This window comes from Caballeronia sp. EK (genome assembly GCF_014384845.1).
Lineage (GTDB): Bacteria > Pseudomonadota > Gammaproteobacteria > Burkholderiales > Burkholderiaceae > Caballeronia > Caballeronia jiangsuensis.
In genome coordinates this window covers 217,955-236,904 of the sequence record NZ_JACSUE010000003.1, presented here as the reverse complement: position 1 = coordinate 236,904, position 18,950 = coordinate 217,955, and the positions used below count along the sequence as shown (strand labels likewise).

At 63.8% G+C, this 18,950-nt stretch carries 18 protein-coding genes; 6 read left to right on the top strand and 12 right to left on the bottom strand.

What is annotated here, in order from left to right; genetic code table 11:
• Nucleotides 1-8: 8 nt before the first annotated feature.
• Nucleotides 9-1,244 carry an MFS transporter gene (locus IAG25_RS09720; RefSeq protein WP_187604676.1) on the top strand — a complete coding sequence of 412 codons (1,236 nt, stop codon included), beginning with the start codon at nt 9-11 and terminating at the stop codon, nt 1,242-1,244.
• Nucleotides 1,245-1,920: 676 nt separating this feature from the next.
• Here IAG25_RS09720 and IAG25_RS09715 read toward each other — a convergent pair.
• Entirely contained in the window at nt 1,921-3,303 is a 1,383-nt protein-coding gene (locus tag IAG25_RS09715) for an FAD-containing oxidoreductase (protein ID WP_187604675.1), read from the bottom strand.
• Between the two features lie 210 nt (nt 3,304-3,513).
• Here IAG25_RS09715 and IAG25_RS09710 point away from each other — a divergent pair, with 210 nt between their 5' ends.
• Nucleotides 3,514-4,827 (top strand): cation:proton antiporter, encoded by a 1,314-nt coding sequence (locus IAG25_RS09710; RefSeq protein ID WP_187604674.1) that lies wholly within the window; start codon nt 3,514-3,516, stop codon nt 4,825-4,827.
• A 31-nt stretch (nt 4,828-4,858) separates the two neighbouring features.
• Nucleotides 4,859-5,440 carry an AAA family ATPase gene (locus tag IAG25_RS09705; protein ID WP_187604673.1) on the top strand — a complete coding sequence of 194 codons (582 nt, stop codon included), beginning with the start codon at nt 4,859-4,861 and terminating at the stop codon, nt 5,438-5,440.
• 5 nt (nt 5,441-5,445) lie between these two features.
• Here IAG25_RS09705 and IAG25_RS09700 read toward each other — a convergent pair whose 3' ends face one another.
• The 3 genes from IAG25_RS09700 to IAG25_RS09690 form a co-directional block, all read right to left on the bottom strand.
• Nucleotides 5,446-6,555: a saccharopine dehydrogenase family protein gene (locus tag IAG25_RS09700; protein WP_187604672.1), complete on the bottom strand. Its 1,110-nt coding sequence runs from the start codon at nt 6,553-6,555 to the stop codon at nt 5,446-5,448.
• A 152-nt stretch (nt 6,556-6,707) separates the two neighbouring features.
• Nucleotides 6,708-7,163: an Lrp/AsnC family transcriptional regulator gene (locus tag IAG25_RS09695; protein ID WP_187604671.1), complete on the bottom strand. Its 456-nt coding sequence runs from the start codon at nt 7,161-7,163 to the stop codon at nt 6,708-6,710.
• Nucleotides 7,164-7,315: 152 nt separating this feature from the next.
• Nucleotides 7,316-8,206 (bottom strand): LysR family transcriptional regulator, encoded by an 891-nt coding sequence (locus tag IAG25_RS09690; protein ID WP_187604670.1) that lies wholly within the window; start codon nt 8,204-8,206, stop codon nt 7,316-7,318.
• A gap of 162 nt (nt 8,207-8,368) precedes the next feature.
• Here IAG25_RS09690 and IAG25_RS09685 point away from each other — a divergent pair, with 162 nt between their 5' ends.
• Together IAG25_RS09685 and IAG25_RS09680 are read left to right on the top strand one after the other, a co-directional pair.
• Nucleotides 8,369-8,887 carry a Spy/CpxP family protein refolding chaperone gene (locus IAG25_RS09685; protein ID WP_187604669.1) on the top strand — a complete coding sequence of 173 codons (519 nt, stop codon included), beginning with the start codon at nt 8,369-8,371 and terminating at the stop codon, nt 8,885-8,887.
• Between the two features lie 119 nt (nt 8,888-9,006).
• Nucleotides 9,007-9,435 carry a PGDYG domain-containing protein gene (locus IAG25_RS09680; protein ID WP_187604668.1) on the top strand — a complete coding sequence of 143 codons (429 nt, stop codon included), beginning with the start codon at nt 9,007-9,009 and terminating at the stop codon, nt 9,433-9,435.
• On the opposite strand, the gene IAG25_RS09675 is transcribed toward IAG25_RS09680, so the two are convergent.
• The 8 genes from IAG25_RS09675 to IAG25_RS09640 form a co-directional block, all read right to left on the bottom strand.
• Nucleotides 9,432-9,797, bottom strand: a complete 366-nt coding sequence (locus tag IAG25_RS09675) for a DUF3022 domain-containing protein (RefSeq protein ID WP_187604667.1) — start codon at nt 9,795-9,797, stop codon at nt 9,432-9,434. The two genes, IAG25_RS09680 and IAG25_RS09675, sit on opposite strands and share 4 nt — an antisense overlap.
• Before the next feature lie 40 nt (nt 9,798-9,837).
• On the bottom strand, nt 9,838-10,629 hold the full coding sequence (locus IAG25_RS09670; protein ID WP_187604666.1) for a YhfC family intramembrane metalloprotease: 792 nt from the start codon (nt 10,627-10,629) through the stop codon (nt 9,838-9,840).
• Nucleotides 10,630-11,718 carry a LacI family DNA-binding transcriptional regulator gene (locus IAG25_RS09665; RefSeq protein ID WP_187605054.1) on the bottom strand — a complete coding sequence of 363 codons (1,089 nt, stop codon included), beginning with the start codon at nt 11,716-11,718 and terminating at the stop codon, nt 10,630-10,632.
• A gap of 104 nt (nt 11,719-11,822) precedes the next feature.
• On the bottom strand, nt 11,823-12,791 hold the full coding sequence (locus IAG25_RS09660; protein ID WP_187604665.1) for a 2-hydroxyacid dehydrogenase: 969 nt from the start codon (nt 12,789-12,791) through the stop codon (nt 11,823-11,825).
• A 705-nt stretch (nt 12,792-13,496) separates the two neighbouring features.
• The gene (locus tag IAG25_RS09655; RefSeq protein WP_187604664.1) at nt 13,497-14,777 is read right to left on the bottom strand and encodes an MFS transporter; all 1,281 of its coding nucleotides are present in this window, start codon (nt 14,775-14,777) and stop codon (nt 13,497-13,499) included.
• Nucleotides 14,778-14,821: 44 nt separating this feature from the next.
• The gene (locus tag IAG25_RS09650) at nt 14,822-15,823 is read right to left on the bottom strand and encodes a sugar kinase (RefSeq protein ID WP_187604663.1); all 1,002 of its coding nucleotides are present in this window, start codon (nt 15,821-15,823) and stop codon (nt 14,822-14,824) included.
• Nucleotides 15,824-15,866: 43 nt separating this feature from the next.
• Entirely contained in the window at nt 15,867-16,682 is an 816-nt protein-coding gene (locus IAG25_RS09645; protein ID WP_187604662.1) for a sugar phosphate isomerase/epimerase family protein, read from the bottom strand.
• 133 nt (nt 16,683-16,815) lie between these two features.
• Nucleotides 16,816-17,706 carry a LysR family transcriptional regulator gene (locus IAG25_RS09640; RefSeq protein WP_035507833.1) on the bottom strand — a complete coding sequence of 297 codons (891 nt, stop codon included), beginning with the start codon at nt 17,704-17,706 and terminating at the stop codon, nt 16,816-16,818.
• A 115-nt stretch (nt 17,707-17,821) separates the two neighbouring features.
• Between IAG25_RS09640 and IAG25_RS09635 the strand changes: the two genes are divergently transcribed.
• Complete coding sequence (locus IAG25_RS09635) at nt 17,822-18,895, top strand: YeiH family protein (protein ID WP_035507832.1); 1,074 nt, start codon at nt 17,822-17,824, stop codon at nt 18,893-18,895.
• Nucleotides 18,896-18,950: the final 55 nt, after the last annotated feature.

Genomic DNA, 18,950 nt, shown 5'->3' with positions numbered 1-18,950 from the left:
TTCACAACATGGTAATTGCACGCAGTCTGCGCGCGCTCGACTGGCTGAACTTTTTCGTCGCCAACGTGCAGACCGGCTTCGGCCCTTTCATTGCTTCGTACCTCGCGGCCAACAAGTGGACGCAGGGCGAGATCGGCCTGATGCTTTCCGTCGGCACGATCAGCGCGATGGCGAGCCAGTTGCCGGCAGGCGCGCTCGTCGATGCGATGCGCAACAAGAAGTTCGCCGCGCTCTCCGCGATCATCGCGATCATCGTGAGCGCGCTCTTGCTCGCCGCGAGCCCGACGTTCGTCCCCGTCTTCGCCGCCGAAGTGCTGCACGGCTTCGCGAGCTGCATGCTCGTCCCGGCGATGGCGGCGATCTCGCTCGCTCTCGTTTCACGCGCCGATCTCGGCGACCGGCTCGGTCGCAACGCGCGCTGGGCGTCGATCGGTAGCGCGCTTACCGCTGCGTTGATGGGCGCGTTCGGCGAGTACCTGTCGCTGCGCTCGGTGTTTTTCCTGACCGCTGCACTCGCGGTGCCGGCGATTTTCGCGCTGCGCATGATTCACTACGATGCGCCGCCCGTCGTGCCGCGCGCACCGCCCGGCAAGCCCAAGCTCACGCCCGAGGGCGAAGAACGCGAATCCTTGCGCGACTTGCTGAAGGACAGGCGGCTTTTGATTTTCGCGGCGTGCGTGGTGCTGTTTCATCTGTCGAACGCGGCGATGCTCAATCTCGCCGCTGGCGAAGTGACCGCGCACATGGGCGACAATGTTCAACTCGTGATTGCGGCGTGCATCATCGTGCCGCAGTTCATCGTCGCGGCTTTGTCGCCGTGGGTCGGACGACAGGCGCAGAAGTGGGGCCGCAGGCCGGTGCTGATTCTCGGGTTCTGCGCGCTGCCGGTGCGCGCGATTCTGTTTGCGGGGGTTAGCAGCCCGTATCTGCTCGTGCCGGTGCAGATGCTCGATGGCATCAGCGCGGCGGTGTTCGGCGTGATGCTGCCGCTCATCGCGGCGGATGTCGCGGGGGGGCGCGGGCATTACAACCTGACGATCGGTTTTTTTGGACTTGCGGCGGGAGTTGGGGCGACGCTTTCGACGGCTGCGGCCGGGTTTGCTGCTGATCGCTTTGGCACTGCGATGAGCTTCTTTGGACTCGCCGGTGCGGGGGCGCTCGCGGTTTTGATGGTCTGGCTTGCGATGCCGGAGACGCGGACCGCGCATGGGGTGGTTGAGGGGGAGGTTAAGCCTTCGGTTTAGGGGTTGTTTTTTCGACTCGCTGGATCCCGTATTCGCGGTGGTCTATTAGCACTGCCCCTCCCCGGGGCGGGGGTCACTTTCTTTGCTGCTGCAAAGAAAGTAACCAAAGAAAGCAGCTTCTCATCGCCCGCGGTCACACGCACGTTGACCATGCTTGCCAGCCGCGAGTGGCACTCGCCTACGTGTCGTCCTCAAAGGCCTAACCGGGCTTGGCTCGCGCACGGTCTGTCGCCTCGCACCGCTTCACTGACTGGTTCAGCACCAAATAGCTCCGGCCTGCTTCGCGGCCGATGGGCCCACCGGGTTTGCGGGCGCACGCGTACTGCTACGCTTCCATCTCACTGCATTCGTGGCTCGTTGGTTTCCCTAGCATACCCAACGGCAGCGCGCAGCGCTGTGCCGAAACTATCTGGTGCTGAACCCGCGCCCTAACACCACTAGCTTGTCAGACCGTGCGCGAGCCAAGCCCGATTGGGCCTTCGAGGGCGACACTTAGGCGAGTGCCACCGCCGGCTGGCAAGCATGGCCAAACTGCGTGTGACCGCGGGCCTGAACGAGCTGCTTTCTTTGGTTACTTTCTTTGCAGCAGCAAAGAAAGTGACTGCCGCCCCGCACAGGGGCAGTGCTAATAAACCGACACGAATACGGGACCCAGCGAAAGCAAAAACAAAAAAACTCACCCCAACGGCCTCAACCCCTCAAGCAAAGTAGGAATCAACTCACTCACCGTCGGATGAATATGCATAGCCCGCTGCAAAGTCATAAACGGCGCATCCGCATTCATGATATCGATGAACGTATGAATAACCTCATCTCCTTCGATGCCATAAATCGCCGCACCTAAGAACCTTTGCGTCCTGGCATCGACGAGCGCCTTCATAAAACCATCAGTTTCACCGCGCTCTCGTGCGCGCCCCACCCGCGACATCGGCATGGTCGCAATGAGCGCCTCGCGGCCGTCCTTGCGCACCTCTTCCTCGCTCATCCCCACACGCGCGAACGGCGGATCGACGAACACCGCGTAAGCCATGATGCGCGTATCGACGCTTCGCGACTCCCCATCGAGCAGATTCGAAGTGATGATCTCGTAGTCGTTCCACGACGTATGCGTGAACGCGCCGCGCCCGTTGACATCGCCGAGCGCATACACGCCTTCCACTTGCGTGCGCAACTGCCCGTCCACGTCGATCATGCCGTGCCTGTTCACCGCGATACCCGCATGCTCCAGACCGAGATCGTCGGTGTTCGGCGTGCGTCCCGTCGCGAAGAGCAGATGCGACGCGTCGATAGTTTCATCGCCGCAGACGATGCGCATGCCATCCGACGACGGCTCCACGCGCCCGATCTGCGCCCCGAACCGGAACACGACACCTTCGCGCACGAGCACGTCCTGCATCGCGCGCGCAACGTCTTCGTCTTCACGCGTCAGAATGCGCTCGCCGCGCACGAGCAAGGTTACGCGGCTGCCGAAGCGCCGGAACATCTGCCCGAATTCGAGCGCGATATAGCTCGCCCCGACGATCACGAGATGCTCGGGCACTTCGGTCAGTTCGAGAATCGTCGAGTTGGTCAGGTACGGCACTCGTTCGAGCCCATCGACCTTCGGCACCACGGCGCGTGTGCCCGTGTTGATGAAAACGAGATCGGCGTCGATGTCCTGCGTCGAGCCGTCGCTCGCCTCGATGGAAAGCGCGTGCGGCGCCGTGAAGCGTGCATGTCCCCTGAATACCGTGACGTTCTTCGTCCCGCGCAGCCACTTCTCGATGCCCGTGCGCGAGCCTTCGATCACCTCGTCCTTGCGCGCCTTCACACGCGCCATGTCGATGGTGATATCGCCGCCGATCATCACGCCATACTGCGCCGCCGTTCGCGCGACATGCGCGGCGCGCGCGCTCGCCACGTACGTCTTGGTCGGCGTACAGCCGACGTTCACGCAAGTGCCACCGAACAGATGCCGCTCGATCACGGCCGTGCGCTTGCCGCTTTGCGCGAGCCGCACGGCAAGCGGGGAACCACCCTGCCCCGTGCCGATGACCACTGCATCGAAATGCTGTGCCATGCTGGGTTCTCCGTGCGAATGAAGCAGATGACGAATCGCGACGCCGCCATCGAAATGCATCTTACGCGCAAGTCGATGAACAGTCAGACAGCCTGTACGAGGCGTGCCCCGCGCAAACGGGCATGGCGCGTGCTGTCGCTGTTACGAACGTGACGCGCGTCACGGCGCGCGGTCCGCTCAACCATCAGCACACGAAGTCCGAAGGCATTCATGATCGAGACGATCTGGTTTCTCGTCGTCGGCGGCGTGCTCATTTTCATGGGCCTTGCCAGCTCGACGTTCAAGCGACTGCCGATCAGCACCGCGATGTTCTATCTCGCGATCGGTTTCGCGATGGGCCCCGGCGTAGCCAATCTGCTGACGCTCGACCTCGCGGCCGATGCAACCGTTCTCAGGCGCATCACCGAAGTCGCGATGCTCGTGTCGCTATTCGCGATCGGCCTGCGGCTGCGCGTGCCGCCCATCGACCGCCTCTGGATTCTGCCGATCCGGCTCGGCTTCGTCGCGATGGTGCTCACGGTCGCGGTCCTCACGCTCTTTGCCGCGTACGCGCTCGGGCTCAACTGGGGACCGGCGCTGTTGCTCGCCGCGATGCTCGCGCCGACCGACCCCGTGCTCGCCCACGACGTGCAAGTGGAAGCACCCGGCGACATCGACTTGCTGCGCTTCTCGCTGACGGGCGAAGGCGGGCTCAACGACGGCATCGCGCTGCCCTTCGCGCTGCTCGGCATCGCGGTGTGCAATGTCGATGCGACCCCGAACGAGGCGTCGCTCGGGAGCTTCGCGTTGCAGGCGATGTGGGGCATCGCAGGCGCGCTCGTGAGCGGCTGGCTGCTCGGCGCCTTGTCGGTGCGGCTCGTCGCCTATCTGCGCACGCGCCACGGCGAAGCGCTCGGACCGGAAGGTTTCTATGCGCTCGGGCTGATCGCGCTGTCGTACGGCGTCGCCGAGCTGCTGCATACTTATGCGTTTCTCGCGGTCTTTGCGGCCGGCCTCTCGATGCGCCGTGTCGAGCAGAAAGAAAGCGGCGGCAAGTCCGCGCGCCAAGCGGTCGGCAACATCGACGCAGAGGATGTCGGGGCCGCCGCCGCCGATCCGGCGCGCGCGCACGCGTTCATGGCCGAGCGCGTGCACGGCTTCACGATCGAGCTGGAACGCATCGCCGAAGTGGCGGTCATGCTGATGGTCGGCGCCGTGCTCGCGACGATGTGGCGCGACCTGCTCACCTGGAAAGCGGCCGCGCTCATCGTCGCGCTATTCTTCGTGTTGCGGCCCGCGGCAGTCGAGGCATCGCTGATCGGCTCGCATGCGACCGGCGCACAACGGCGGCTCATGAGCTGGTTCGGCATACGCGGCGTCGGCTCGTTTTATTATTTGCTCTATGCGCTCGAGCATGCGCCGCGTGACGTGGCCGCGCCGCTCGTGCCGCTCGTCATCGCGACCATCGTCGCTTCGGTGATCGTGCATGGCATCACCGCCACGCCGCTCATGAACCGCTATCAGCGCGCGCGCCCGGATGAATGAGTTTGCAACTTCTCTCGAGGACCGATCAGGCGTGAAGCATCTGATTTTTTTCTGCGGTCATGCCGGCACAGGCAAGACGACGCTTGCCAGGCAGCTTTTCGCGCCGCTCATGCAGGCGACCGGCGAGCCTTTCTGCCTGCTCGACAAGGACACGCTCTACGGCGCCTACAGCGCGGCGGCGATCGGTGCGCTGACCGGCGACCCGCACGATCGGGACAGCCCGCTTTTCATCGAGCATTTTCGCGATCCCGAGTATCGCTGTCTCATCGATACCGCCGCTGAAAATCTCGCGCTCGGCGTGAGTGTCGCGATCGTCGCGCCGCTCACGCGCGAGGTGCGCAGCGCACGCCTTTTCGATCGCGCATGGCTCGGCATCGATGACGATGTCGCCATTCGCGTCGTCTGGGTGCATGTGGATGAGAGCGTGGCGCGCGAGCGCATCGTCGCGCGGGGCGATCCGAACGATGCGTACAAGCTCGCGCATTGGGAAGAATATCGTCAGCGGCTCTTCGTGCCGGACGCGGCGCTCGCGCAGGCGCTCGTCATGTTCGACAACACCGCTCCGTCCGATCAGGCGCGCGACGCATTGCTCGCACGCCTGATCGCAACTTAGTTAGCTCAGGCAGCGGCCAGTTGCCGCGCCGTCACCACTGCGTTCGCGCCTTCGTACAGCTTGCCGAAGCGGTTGTTCAGGAACGCGTCGAGCGGCACCTGCTCCTGACGCACGAAGCCGCTTTGCGGCAGCACGCCTTCGCGGAAGAGATCGAGTTCCGCGCAGATCGCGCCGGCGGTCGTGATCTGGATCGCGCTCATCGGCGAGCCGCACACGTCCTTCGCGAAGATCTTGCGCGTGAAGACGTCCTGCACGAGCTGCCCGCGACGCATGCCCGTCACCGTGACGAAGATCAGCACGACATCCTGCGCCGTCGATGGCACCGCGCGCTTCAACATCGTCTTGAGACCGTCGCGGTCGGATGACATGCGCAGATCGTCGAGCAGAAACTTCATCAGGTCGCGATGCCCCGGATAGCGCACCGACTTGTAGTCGAGCGACTCGACCTTGCCCGCGAGCGTTTCGCACAGCGTGCCGAGTCCGCCCGACGTATTGAACGCCTCGTACTCGATGCCATCGAGCGAAAAATGTTCGACGCCTTCGAGCGGCTGCACCCATTGCGTGCGACCTTCGCGGATCGCCTCGCATGGCTGGCAATATTCATTAATAAGACCGTCGATGCTCCAGGTGAGGTTGTACTTCAGCGCGTTGGTCGGAAACTCGGGCAGCGCGCCGACGCGCATTTTCACCTCGCGCACGTCGTCGAGACGCTTCGCCAGATCGTGCGCGACGATGCCGATGAACCCCGGTGCGAGACCGCATTGCGGCATGAACGCGAGTTCGGAATCGTCGGCGATTGCGCGGATCGCGTGGGTGGCGCGCACATCCTCGGTCAGGTCGAAGTAATGCACGCCCGCCGCTTTCGCCGCCGACGCGACATTGATCGCGAGGTAATACGGCAGCGCATTGACGAGCGCATCGAAGCCGATCAATGCCTGGCGCAGCGCGGGCGTGTCGGCGGAATCGACGCGGCGCGTCGGAATGCCTTGCGCATCGAGAAGCGCGAGCGCGTGCTCGTCGCGATCGAACGCGACGACGTCGAAATCCCCCGTTTCACGCAGCAAATGGGCAATGCTTTGTCCGATCAATCCGGCGCCGACGAGGGCCACTTTCATATTCATCTCCTTTACGTGTGCGGATGGCGGGCGATCCAATGCCCTTCTTCACACAGTTTAGGAGCGCGCGAATACTGATCCTAGACACAAAATGATGCGCTTCGACGATGCTTTTCGTCGTTTCGACGATCGAACGCTGCGATATGTAGCGCTCAGCCGACGCGATCGATCTTCCGCGCGAGGATGATGGAGGTCGTGGTCCGCTCGACGCCTTCCAGCGCGCCGATCTCGTCGAGCAGGTCGTTGAGCCTGTCGGGCGAATCGGCGCGCAGCCACGCGACGTAATCGAACTCGCCGCTCACCGCGCAGAGCAACTGAATCTCCGGCATGCGCGCAAAGCGCTTCTGCAGATCGCGGCCGTACTTCGGCGTGAGCTTGATGCCGACATACGCCTGAATGCTCGCATCGAGCACGTCCTGCCCGAGCCGCACGCCGTAGCCCGCGATCACGTTGTTCTTTTCGAGTCGCGCAATGCGCGCGATCACCGTCGTGCGCGCGACGCCCAGTTGCCGCGCCAGATTCGCGACGCTCTCGCGCGCGTTCATCTGCAGCAACGCGACGAGATTGCGATCGATGTCGTCGAGCTGGTCGAGGCGCGGCGGTCTCATGTGTGCGTCTCCGTTGGCATCTTGTGTTTTGCGTTATGCGTTTTGAATGCCATCTGGCATTCAGCGTTTTGTGTTTTGCATTATCGCCGAGACGTCGTGAAACGAATCCCGATCACGCGATCACACAATCGCGCGATCACACGGTCACACAGTCACACGCCGAGCTTCGTCACCATGAAATCGACGAAGCTCGCGAGCTTGGGCGTTCCGCGCGTATCGCGTGGATAGACGAGATGCGCGGGCGATGGTTTCGGCAGGCAATCCTGCAGCACGGCGACGAGCGCGCCGCTTTTCAGCTCGTCTTCGACGAGCGCATGCGGCTGAAGCACGAGACCGAATCCCGCGAGCGCCGCCTTTTTGAGCGCTTGCCCGTTGTTCGCGCGAAAGCGTGCGGACTGCGTGCGATGCGCGTGCATGGCGTCATCCTCGCCTTCGAGCCGCCAGCCCGCCTCGCGGCCCAGATGCACAAAACCCAGGCACTCGTGACCCGCGAGATCGGCAGGCGTTGCAGGCGTGCCCGCGCGTGCGAGATAGGCGGGCGATGCGCACACGGTCATCGCATACGGCTTGAGCGGACGCGCGACGAAGCTGGAATCGGCGAGCGTACCGATGCGCACGGCCGCGTCGAAGCCCTCTTCCACGATATCGACCACGCGGTTGGTCAGATCGAGCTCGACGCTTATCTGCGCGAACGCCGCGAGAAACTCGGTCACAGCGGGCGTGACGAACTGCACGCCGTAAGTGAGCGGCACGGTCACGCGCAATACGCCACGCGGCGTCGCGCTCATCGACTCGGCGAGCGAATCGGCCGCATCGACTTCCGTCAGAATGCGACGGCAGCGCTCGTAGTATTCGCGGCCGATCTCGGTGAGGCTCTGACGCCGCGTCGTGCGCACGAGGAGCCGTGCATCGAGCCGCGCTTCGAGCGCCTGAAGATGCTTGCCGGCCATCGGCGCGGATATCGAAAAGCGCTCAGCCGCGGCGCTCAGGCTCCCCGCCTCGACGATGGCGACGAAGATCCGCATGCTCAACAAGGTATCCACTGCGTTTTTTCCAGAGACGTTTCGAATGTAAGCAGTTGTGGCAATGCAGGCGAATTCGCATGCAATCGTGATACTAATATCCGCCGATGGCGTGCTCATCGCGCTGCCTTTCAGCGCAGCTTACGAGCACGCCGCTATTAATATCGATCGAAGGTAACCCGAATGAAAAGAACACTCGTTGCATTGGCCGCTTTCTGCGCTTTGAGCCCGGTTTTCGCGCAGACGTCCGCGCCCGCCGCGGCATCGGCGCCCGCCGCGCAGGCCGCGGCATCCGCTCCGGCCGCCAGCAAGCGCGAGGCGCGCGTCGAGGAGCGTATCGCGGATCTGCATTCGAGCCTCAAGATCACGCCGCAGCAGGAAGATCAGTGGTCGAAATTCGCCGACGTGATGCGCGACAACGGCCGCACGATGGCCGATCTGTATCGCCAGCGCATCGCGCAGCGCGACACCATGTCCGCGCTCGACGACATGAAGCAATACGAGCAGATCACCCAGGCGAACGCGGACGGCACGAAGCGCCTCGTCGAAGCTTTCGAGCCGCTTTACGCGAGCCTTTCGCCCGAGCAGAAGAAGCTCGCCGATACGAGCTTCCGCGACGAGCACGGCAAGGCGAAGCACACCCACGTGCATCGTCGTCCGCATGCGGCGGGTGCGGACGCGGCATCGACGACGAAGCCCTGAACGGTCGTCGAACCGGAAAGCCCGCATCGCGCGATGCGGGCTTTTTTTCGTCCGACGGGTGCACAATGGCGCGAATGCCGTTACGATCCCGCTCCGCCAACGTCACTCCGGATCGCATCATGCTCAATCTCTCCAAGCTCGATCTCGCCACCGATCCCGCCGCACGCCGCGTCGTGAAAGACGAAGCCGTTGCCGTCGAATTCGCCGCCGCATCGGGCGAACTCATGAGCCTCGAAGGGCCGAACCGCTATGCGAGCGGCGACGCGATCGTCACGGGCAGCAGCGGCGAGCGCTGGGTCGTATCGCGCGAACGCTTCGATGCCAAGTACGTGCCCGAAGGCGGCATCGCGCATGGCGAGTCGGGCGTCTATCGCAACCGTCCGAGTGTCGTGCTCGCGAAGGAGATGCGCGAGCCCTTCTCGATCGCACGATCCGCGGCCGGCGACGTCCTCACCGGCGACGCCGGCGACTGGGTCATGCAATACGCGCCGGGCGACTATGGCGTCGTAAAGGCGGCGCGCTTCGCGAAGGTCTATCGCGAAGCTTAAGCGAAGTCCTCGCCCATCTCGATGTCCACTTCGCGCGGCACGGTCTGGCCGTCCGCGTACATCTCTTCGAGCGATCCGAGCGTCGCTTCGACATACGCGCGCAGCACCGCATAACTGCGTGCGTGCATGCGCGGCGGCATCGCACGATAACGCGCGAGCGCGGCCGGATCGAAGCGCACGTCGATCGTGATGCGCCGCGCGCTCGACCCGAAGCGCATCGCCACGTAGTGAATCACGAGCGACGTCCGTCCCTCATCGTCCCTACGTTCGGCGAACTGCGTCTGCTCGGGAAAGAGGTCGCAGATCACGTGCGCGAGCATGTCGATGTCCGCGCTCGGACAGTCGTATTGGTAGTCGTCCATTCGATATCGAAATCCGATTGAAGCGCCGGTCCGGCCGCGCTCAGGCGATCCGGGCGGCAGCGCGCCGATAGTAGCGCACGAGCGCCACCGCGACGATCACGCCGAGCACGAGATACACGGCGTCGGCGGCGATGAGCGGCACGAGCCGCGCCTGAAACAGCGCGGCAGGCAAGCCGACGAGCGCATGCGCGGCGATGAGAAATACGAGCGCATGACGCGAGCGCTCGCGCAGCATCTGCCACATCAGCGCGGAAAAGCCGAGTTGCAGCACGAAGGCGCTCGCGCGTTCGACGATGAAGATGCCTGCCGACAACGGCGACAGGCTCATCAACACCAGATGAATGCGTGCGAGCGCTTCGAGCGGCGCGCTCTCGAAGTGCGAGTCGAGCGTGCCCCGGTTCGCGAGCACCGCGTAGACGATCCATTGCACCTGCACGAGCACACCGACGATCCACGCTTCCGCCCCGCCGTGCCCGATGCCGTAACCCAGCGCGGGCCCGTAACGATCGAGCGCGCCCGGCTCGCGCGAAATGAGCCATTTCATCGCGAGAAAACGTCCGACTTCCTCGCACAAGCCCGCCGCGATCGCGCCATAGATGACGAATATCGCGGGATTCACGAGCCACGCCGACGTGACCGGATTGCTCAGCATGAAGCCGTGCAGCGCGCGTTCGATGACCATCGCGAAGAGCGCGAACACGGCGATGCCGAGAATCGCCTCGCGCGGCACGATGCCGAAATGCGGCCGCAGCTTCGTGTACAACACGATGGGCATCGCCGCGATGATGAGCGTCGCGAGCGCGAGGCTCAGCAACGTCGAAACACTGACCATTCAGATTCCCTGTGATGCTTGTTGCACTTGTTGCGTTTCCCGTGTCGTCGATGCGCGCACGACGAGTTCGCCCGGCAGCAGACATTCGCGCGCGGGCATCGCGGCGCCGCCGAGCCGCTCGTGGAGAAATTCGACCGCGCGCCGGCCGATATCGTACGTCGGCTGGCGCACTGTCGTCATGCCCGCGAGTTGCGCCCATTCGGAATCGTCGATCGACATCAGCGCGACGCTTGCCTGCCAGTCGGCGCCATGACGCTCCTTCAGATGCACCGCGACGCGCAGCGCAACCGGCCCGTTCGCGGCGAAAAGCGCGACGCGCCTGCCCGCCGCTTTCGCCGCCGCGACGCGCGTGTCGAGTTCCGTGAGCGCGGGCGATGCATCGGCGAGATCGATCACGAGCGTCGAACCGCTTGCATCGAGCGCGGCGACGGTCTCGCGAAACGCGGCTTCGCGCAGACGCCGCGAACTCACGTGCGTGACGGGCTGCACGATGAACAGCAGCTCGTCGAAACCTTCATCGACGAGATGACGCGTGGCGAGCTGCACGGCGGCGGGATTGTCGAGCCCGACCATGTCGGTGATGAAACCATCGACTGAACGATCGACGAGCACGACCGGAATGCCGCCTTGCGCGAAGCCTTGCAGCAGTTCTTCCTTCACGCCGAGCGCATTGACGATCACGCCTTCCACGCGATATGTCGTCAGCAGTTGCAGATAGCGGCGCTCCATGTCGATCTCGTTGGCCGCGTGACAGATGAGCGGCATGTAGCCGAGCGCGTGACACGCGGCCTCGACGCCCTGCAGCACTTCGACGGAATACGGATTGGTCAGGTCGGCGAGCAACATGCCGATCAGACGATTGCGGCCGCGCTTCAGGCCGCGCGCCATCTGGTTCGGCCGATAGTCGAGCTTCGCGATGGCCGCTTCGATGCGCTCGCGCAGGTCGGGCGACAGCACGCCCATCTCGCCGTTCAGATAGCGCGAAATGCTGGTCTTGCCGGTGCCGGCTTCGCGGGCGACATCGGTGATCGTCGCGCGGCGCGCGCCGTATGCGGCCGGGCGGTTGGTCAATGTGGGATCGTCGGACATAGTGGTCGTGGGCACGCGCTTCGCCTTGAAGCGGGACGCGATGCCGTCATTATCGTTCTCCTCGCATCGCGCATGTTAGCGCATGCCCGCCCGACGCCGCGCTTTCAGCGCCCGAGCGCGTCGCGATTGACGATGTTCTGCGTGAGCGTGCCCTCGAGTGCGCCGATGAGATTTTCGGCGGCATTGCGCGCCATCGCGTGACGCGTTTCGTGCGTGGCCGAGCCGATATGCGGCAGCGCGACGACGTTCTTCATCGCGATGAGCGGCGAATCGGCGGGCAGCGGTTCCTGCTCGAACACGTCGAGGCCCGCGCCGCGAATCGTGCCGTTCTTCAGGGCTTCGATGAGCGCGCTTTCGTCGACGGTCGGTCCGCGCGATGCGTTGATCAGGATCGCGTTCGGCTTCATCTTCTTCAACTCGTTTGCGCCGATCAGACCGCGCGTTTGCTGCGTGAGCGGCACTTGCAGGCACACGAAGTCGGATTGCGCGAGCAGTTCATCGAGCCTGACGCGCTTTGCGCCGAATTCTTTTTCCGCCTGCTCGTTTGCGCTGCGGTTCGTGTAGAGCACGTTCATGCGAAAGCCGAGCGCGGCGCGCCGCGCGACCGCTCCGCCAATGCGTCCGAGACCTACTATGCCGAGTGTCTTGCCCTGCACGTCGACGCCGAAGCACGCCTCGCCGATGCTCGATTTCCAGTGGCCTTGCTTCACCCATTCGGCGAGTTCGACGACGCGGCGCGCGCTCGCGAGGATCAGTGCGAAGACGGTGTCGGCGGTGGATTCGGTGAGCACGTCGGGCGTGTGCGTGAGCACGATGCCGCGGCGCGTGAGGTCGTCGACGTCGAATTGATCGTAGCCTACGGAGATGGTCGATAAGGCTTTCAGCTTTGTGGCGCCTTCGATCATGTCGGGGGTGATTTTCACGCTTGCGCCGATGGCTCCGTCGGCGGTTTTTAATGCGGCGACGAAGGCCGCATGGTCGTTTGGATCGACGTTCACCACGTCGGCGGTTTTGCGAAGGTAGGCTTCGATTTCGCTCGGCAAGGCTTTGTAGACTACGATCGTTTTTTTCATGGGGTTTTCTTTGGGTTGGGCTTTTGGGGAATCCTGAATTCGTCGGTTTGAGATTTTTGTGAAATCCTGAATTCGTGTCGGTCTATTGGCTCTGCCCCTGTGCGGGGCGGCAGTCACTTTCTTTGCTGCTGCAAAGAAAGTAACCAAAGAAACAGCTATCCCCAGCCTAAGCACTTCACGCCGGCCGCGGCACAGGCGATTGGCCTAATGGCCCGGCAGTAGCGAGTGCCCTCACAAGCAGATAAGGGCTTGGATCGCGCACGGTCTGACGCTCCAAATGTTTTGGCGCGCTGGTTCAGCACCAAACGGCTCCGGCCTGCTTCGCGGCCGATGGGTCAATCGGGTTTGCGGGCGCACGGGTACTGCTACGCTTCCATTTCACTGCATTCGTGATTCGATGGTTTCCCTAGCATACCCAACGGCAGCGCGTAGCGCTGTGCCGAAGCTATTTCGTGCTGAACCAGCGCGCCAAGACATTTGGTGCGGCAGACCGTGCGCGAGCCAAGCCCGGTTAGGCCTTTGAGGGCGACACTTAGGCGAGTGTCACCGCGGGCTGGCAAGCATGGCCAAACTGCGTGTGACCTCGGGCCTGAACGAGCTGCTTTCTTTGGTTACTTTCTTTGCAGCAGCAAAGAAAGTGACTGCCGCCCCGCACAGGGGCAGTGCTAATAGACCGACACGAATACAGGATCCCCAAAAAAAACATCAAGACCGCACAACAACCCCCGCCCGCACCGCAGCCTGCGGTTTAACCGCAAGCGTAAGCCAAACAGAAACGAGCAAAGCAGCACTCATGAACACGTAAGAGGCCGCCGGCGACCCTGTCGCCCCATTCAGATAGCCAACAAAATACGATCCAACGAACGACCCCAACGCCCCCATGCTGTTGATGAGCGCCATCGCCCCGCCGGCGACATTCTTCGGCAGCAACTCCGGCACGATCGCAAAGAATGGCCCATACGGCGCATACATCGCAGCGCCTGCGATCACGAGCAACGCATACGAAGCCCAGAAATTCGTCGAACCGAGCAAGTACGATCCCGCGAACGCAATCGCGCCGATCAGCAGAAACGGCCACACAAAGGCCTTGCGCGCCTGAAGCTTGTCGGAAGCCCACGAAGCAAGCAGCATCGCGATCGTCGCGGCAAGATACGGCACCGCGGAAAGCCAGCCCGTCTCGACCATGCCGAGCGTCGAACCGCTCTTCAGGATCGAAGGCAGCCACAGCACGAAACCATACACGCCGATGCTCCAGCAAAAATACTGCGCGCACAGCTTGATCACCGCCGGCGACTTGAACGCCTCGCGATAATTCTTCACCGGCTTGATCGCAGCCTGTTCGGCGCGCATCGTCGCATCAAGATCCTTCTTTTCCTGCTCCGAAAGCCAGTTCACCTGCGCGGGCTTGTCCTTCACGATGAACCACCAGATCACCGCCCACACGATGGCAGGCACGCCTTCGGCAATGAACATATGGCGCCATCCGAACGAATTCACGAGATAGCCCGATACGACCGACATCCACAGCACCGTCACCGGATTGCCGAGAATGAGAAACGTGTTCGCGCGCGAGCGCTCGGACTTCGTGAACCAGTTCGCGATGAAGACGAGCATCGCCGGCATCACCGCGGCCTCGACGACGCCGAGCGCGAAGCGGATCGCCATCAGCGATGGAATATTGCTCACCATGCCCGTGAGCGTCGCGCATCCGCCCCACAATACGAGGCTCCAGAACACGAGCTTCTTCACGCTGCGACGCTCGGCATAGATCGCGCCGGGAATCTGGAAGAAAAAGTAGCCGAGGAAGAACAGCGCGCCAATCAGCGACGACAATCCCTTGCTGATGCCGAGATCCTGGTTGATGCCCGCAGCCGCGGCGAAGCCGTAGTTGGCGCGGTCGAGATACGCGAGGCTGTACGTGATGAAGACGATCGGCATGATCGCCCACCAGCGGCGCACCGCAAGCTTGGGAGTCGTGGATTGCATGGTTGTCTCCGAACGCAATTCGGTTGAGTCTCTCGGTTGCTGGCTTAAGCCAGATCGAACGCGGCTTTGGCCGTCTTGTCGTTGGAATCTTTTGCTTCGAGCAAGTCGAGCGCCGCGCGCGTCGGCAAGCCCTCGCTGTCGCCGATCACCTGAATCGCCAGCGCGCCGATGCGGTTGCCGCGCGCAATCGCGTGACGGATATCGCGTCCTTCCAGCAGCGCACTCACGACGCCGACCGCGAAGCCATCGCCCGCGCCGACCGTATCGACCACGTTGTCGACCGGCACGCCCGGCACGATGCCCGCTTCGCCGTCCGCCGTGCGGAAGTACGCGCCATGCGCGCCGAGCTTGACGACGACGCCCTTCGCGCCACGATCGAGGTAGAACGCGGCGATGTCTTCGGGCTTCGCATGACCCGTCAGCGTCAGCCCTTCGGACACGCCCGGCAGCACCCAGTCGGCCAGCGCGGCGAGCGCGTTGAGCGACTCGGCCATCGCCTCGCGCGACGGCCAAAGCGTCGGGCGCAGGTTCGGATCGAACGAAATCGTCTTGCCTGCAGCACGCATTTCGCGGGCCATGTGGAAGGCGAGCTCACGCGAGCTGGCCGATATCGCGGGCGCCACGCCCGTCAGATGCAGATGACGCGCACCGAGCACGTAGTCGGCGACGTAATCGTCGAGCGACAGATGGCTCGCAGCCGAGCCCTTGCGGAAGTATTCAACCTCCGGATCGCTGCCGTCGTCGCACTTGCCTTTGAGTTGGAAGCCGGTCGGATAGCGCTCGTCGATCGTCACACGGCTGGCGTCGATGCCCTCGGAGGCCAGCACGTCGAGCACGTAGCGCCCGAATGAATCGTTGCCGACGCGGCTCATCCAGCCCACCTTGAACCCGAGGCGCGACAGGCCGATCGCGACGTTCAGGTCCGCGCCCGCGATGCGCTTCGTGAATTGACCGGCCTTCGCGAGATCGCCGGTGACAGCCGCGACGAACATCGTCATGGCTTCGCCGTAGGTGACGACGTCGAGAGCTTCAGGCTTGGCTTGCATGTCGGGTCCTTTGCAGATGAATGCTGAATGCAAAATGTGTAATTCAGAATGCCGCGATTCGCGCGACCTGGCGCGCGGCGTCGGCATCGAGCGAAACGTCCGCGCCGGGAATAAATGGATATTCGATGCCGCGCGGCACATCGCCCGGCAAATGCGCGAGCAGCGTCGCGAAGCGCGCGTCGCCGTTCGCGGGCGCGGCGGCGAAACGGCGCGCGCCCTCGCCCATCACCGCCTTGCAGTGCACGTAGGCGACGTGCGGAGCAAGGCGCCTCGCGGCGTCGAGCGGATCCTGCTCCGCCCAGTGCCAGTTGCCGGTGTCGAAGGTCATCGCGAGGCCGCTTTGATCCGGCAGCGCTTCGAACAGCGCGTCGAATGCGCCGATCGTTCCGCCCGCCTTCAGTTGCCCGTTCTCGACGACGACACAAGCTTTCGACGCCGCAATTCCTGTCATCAGGCGATCGAGCGTGGCCGGATCGGTCGCGACGCCGCGCTCCGTGCCGCCCAGTTGCAGCTTGACGATGCGCGCGTTCAACGCCGCCGCTTCGTCGATGGCGAGTTCGAGCGCAGCGCGATCGAGCGAGCCGTCGTCATGAAAAAGCGTCGCGGGGGTCGAATACACGGCCCACAAACCCAGCGCGCTGATCCGGTCGCTGAGCTGTGCGAGCGATCCCGGCTGCGCGTCGGCTTCGTTTGCGAGCAATTCGCGACGCACTTCGAAGCCGTCCGCGCCCGCGCGCGCCGCGGCGGCGGCCCAGAAGGCGTGACCGTCGCGCCGAATCGCGTCCGCGCCGAACGCGCTCGCGACGATCACAACTTCGGTGCCTTCTCTATCGATCCGGGAAATCTCGTTCACTTGCATCTCGCTGTCGGTTTCAGTGCCAAAACCAGTTTGGAACCGGTTCCATAAACGATTTTCAAAAAGGACGCCGCAGCGCCCCTGTTGAGAACGAATGGTGCGTCAGACCGCTATCGACGCGCCATAGTGGAATTCCCTAGCCGAGCAGACCCGGCTCGTCGCACAACTCCAGAAAGCGCGCCGCGACGCGCGACGGCGTCGCGGCATGCGGCAGCAGGATGGAGAAGCGCCGCGTGAGCGGCTGCGGCGCGATGCGCACACGCTGCAGCGCGCTGTCCTCGTGACGAATCGACATCGCCGATACGAAACCGATGCCCATGCCCGCGCGCACCGCCTCCTTCACGCCCTCGACGCCCGCGATTTCCAGCGCGACGCGCATCGGCGCGTCGCAGTCCGCGAATGCGCGCTCGATCACCTGCCGCACGCCGGAGCCCGGCTCGCGCAACACGAGCGGATGCTCGCCCAGTTCGTCGAGCGTGACGGATTCGCGCCCGTCGGCGAGCGGATGGCCGTTCGGCAGAATCGCGACGATTTCGTCCTCGCGCCACGACGTAACGGTTGTGCCGAGCGGCAGATCGTGCCCGGGCGAGCCTTCGACCAGCGCGATATCGAGCGAGCCGAGCGCGGCGACGATATCGGCGGTATTGCCGTCGATGGTCGTCACGACGACATCCGGATAGCGCTTGTGGAACGCCGCGATGAGATACGGCAGGAGATAGCTCGCGGGCGTCGTGCTCGCGCCGATGCGCAGCGTGCCGCGCTCGAGCCCGCGCAGCGCGTCTCGCAGCGCATGCGCCGCGCGGAAAGTCTCGCGCAGGCGCTCCGCGTGGCCGAGCAACTGTTCACCGGCGGCGGTCAGACGCACGCCGCGACCATCGCGCTGATATAGCGGCTCGCCGAATTCCTCCTGCAGAAGCCGCAACTGGCCGGACACCGCGGGCTGCGACAGATGCAGCGCCACCGCCGCGCGGCTGATATTGCCGTGCTCTGCAACAGTCGCAAAAGTTATCAGTTGTTCCGGGGTCATCTTCCGTAAATATCAGCTCATCCGATACTTCTCATTCTAAATCACGATTTTTCATATTGATATATCGGGAATAGGATTAGCCCATCGAGTCATCCAATCCAAAACAGGTTCATCCATGTCCACGGTTCAGTCCGCACACACTCTCGCGCCAGCCGCGTCGTCCACACGGGGGCAGCTCAACGGCATCCTGTTCGTCGCACTGTTCGCGGCCGCCGTCACGCGCCTCGCCAGCATCCCCGCCGTCGCCGGTCTCGGGATCAGCCCGCTGATCGTCGGCATCGTCGCAGGTGGCATCTACGGTAACGCGTTGCGGCACGGCATGCCCGATAGCTGGGCGGCAGGCGTCAACTTCTCCGCGCGCAAGCTGCTGCGCATCGCGGTCGCGTTTTTCGGGCTGCGCGTGAGTCTCCAGGAAATCGCGCAAGTCGGCGTGTCGGGCTTCACGGTGTCGGTGCTGGTCGTCGTCAGCACGCTCGTGATCGGCACGTGGGCCGGCATGAAGCTGATGAAGCTCGATCGCGACACCGCGCTCCTCACGGCAGCCGGCAGCGCGATCTGCGGCGCGGCGGCGGTGCTCGCGTTCGAATCGACCCTGCAATCGAAGCCGCACAAGAGCGCGATGGCCGTCGGCAGCGTCGTGCTGTTCGGCACGCTTTCGATGTTCCTCTACCCGCTCGCGCTCAACGCCGGCTGGCTGCATCTCGATACGCTCGGCGCGGGCCTGTTCTTCGGCGGCACGATCCACGAAGTGGCGCAGGTGGTCGGCGCGGCGAGCAACGTGAGCCCGGAAGCGACGCACATCGCGACCATCGTCAAAATGACGCGCGTGATGCTGCTGGTTCCTGTGCTGCTCGTGATCGGCTTCTGGATCAGCCGTTCGCGTGCCGCATCGGCGGACGGTTCGGCGCAAGGCAAGGGCAAGATCGCGGTGCCCTGGTTCGCACTCGGCTTTCTCGCGCTCGTCGTCGTGAACTCGCTGCACGTTCTGCCCGATGTCGCGACGAGCACGATCAACACGCTCGACACCTTCGCCCTCACGATGGCCATGACCGCGCTCGGCATGGAGACGCGCATCGCGCAGATCCGCCAGGCCGGCCCGCGTGCCCTCGCCACCGGCGCGATCCTGTATGCATGGCTCGTCGGCGGCGGTCTCGCGATCACCCTCGGCGTCGAAAAGCTGTTCGGCTGATCGAAGCACTGAAGTACCCTTCGCGCGAGCATCCCCTCGCGCGAAAACGCTTTTG

Coding starts and splice junctions, on each gene's coding strand:
- IAG25_RS09645 (WP_187604662.1), bottom strand. CDS start 16,682: ATGCAAGTGAACGAGATTTCCCGGATCGATAGAGAAGGCACCGAAGTT.
- IAG25_RS09680 (WP_187604668.1), top strand. CDS start 9,007: ATGCTCAATCTCTCCAAGCTCGATCTCGCCACCGATCCCGCCGCACGC.
- IAG25_RS09720 (WP_187604676.1), top strand. CDS start 9: ATGGTAATTGCACGCAGTCTGCGCGCGCTCGACTGGCTGAACTTTTTC.
- IAG25_RS09635 (WP_035507832.1), top strand. CDS start 17,822: ATGTCCACGGTTCAGTCCGCACACACTCTCGCGCCAGCCGCGTCGTCC.
- IAG25_RS09665 (WP_187605054.1), bottom strand. CDS start 11,718: ATGTCCGACGATCCCACATTGACCAACCGCCCGGCCGCATACGGCGCG.
- IAG25_RS09660 (WP_187604665.1), bottom strand. CDS start 12,791: ATGAAAAAAACGATCGTAGTCTACAAAGCCTTGCCGAGCGAAATCGAA.
- IAG25_RS09710 (WP_187604674.1), top strand. CDS start 3,514: ATGATCGAGACGATCTGGTTTCTCGTCGTCGGCGGCGTGCTCATTTTC.
- IAG25_RS09650 (WP_187604663.1), bottom strand. CDS start 15,823: ATGCAAGCCAAGCCTGAAGCTCTCGACGTCGTCACCTACGGCGAAGCC.
- IAG25_RS09670 (WP_187604666.1), bottom strand. CDS start 10,629: ATGGTCAGTGTTTCGACGTTGCTGAGCCTCGCGCTCGCGACGCTCATC.
- IAG25_RS09640 (WP_035507833.1), bottom strand. CDS start 17,706: ATGACCCCGGAACAACTGATAACTTTTGCGACTGTTGCAGAGCACGGC.
- IAG25_RS09715 (WP_187604675.1), bottom strand. CDS start 3,303: ATGGCACAGCATTTCGATGCAGTGGTCATCGGCACGGGGCAGGGTGGT.
- IAG25_RS09685 (WP_187604669.1), top strand. CDS start 8,369: ATGAAAAGAACACTCGTTGCATTGGCCGCTTTCTGCGCTTTGAGCCCG.
- IAG25_RS09655 (WP_187604664.1), bottom strand. CDS start 14,777: ATGCAATCCACGACTCCCAAGCTTGCGGTGCGCCGCTGGTGGGCGATC.
- IAG25_RS09700 (WP_187604672.1), bottom strand. CDS start 6,555: ATGAAAGTGGCCCTCGTCGGCGCCGGATTGATCGGACAAAGCATTGCC.
- IAG25_RS09695 (WP_187604671.1), bottom strand. CDS start 7,163: ATGAGACCGCCGCGCCTCGACCAGCTCGACGACATCGATCGCAATCTC.
- IAG25_RS09675 (WP_187604667.1), bottom strand. CDS start 9,797: ATGGACGACTACCAATACGACTGTCCGAGCGCGGACATCGACATGCTC.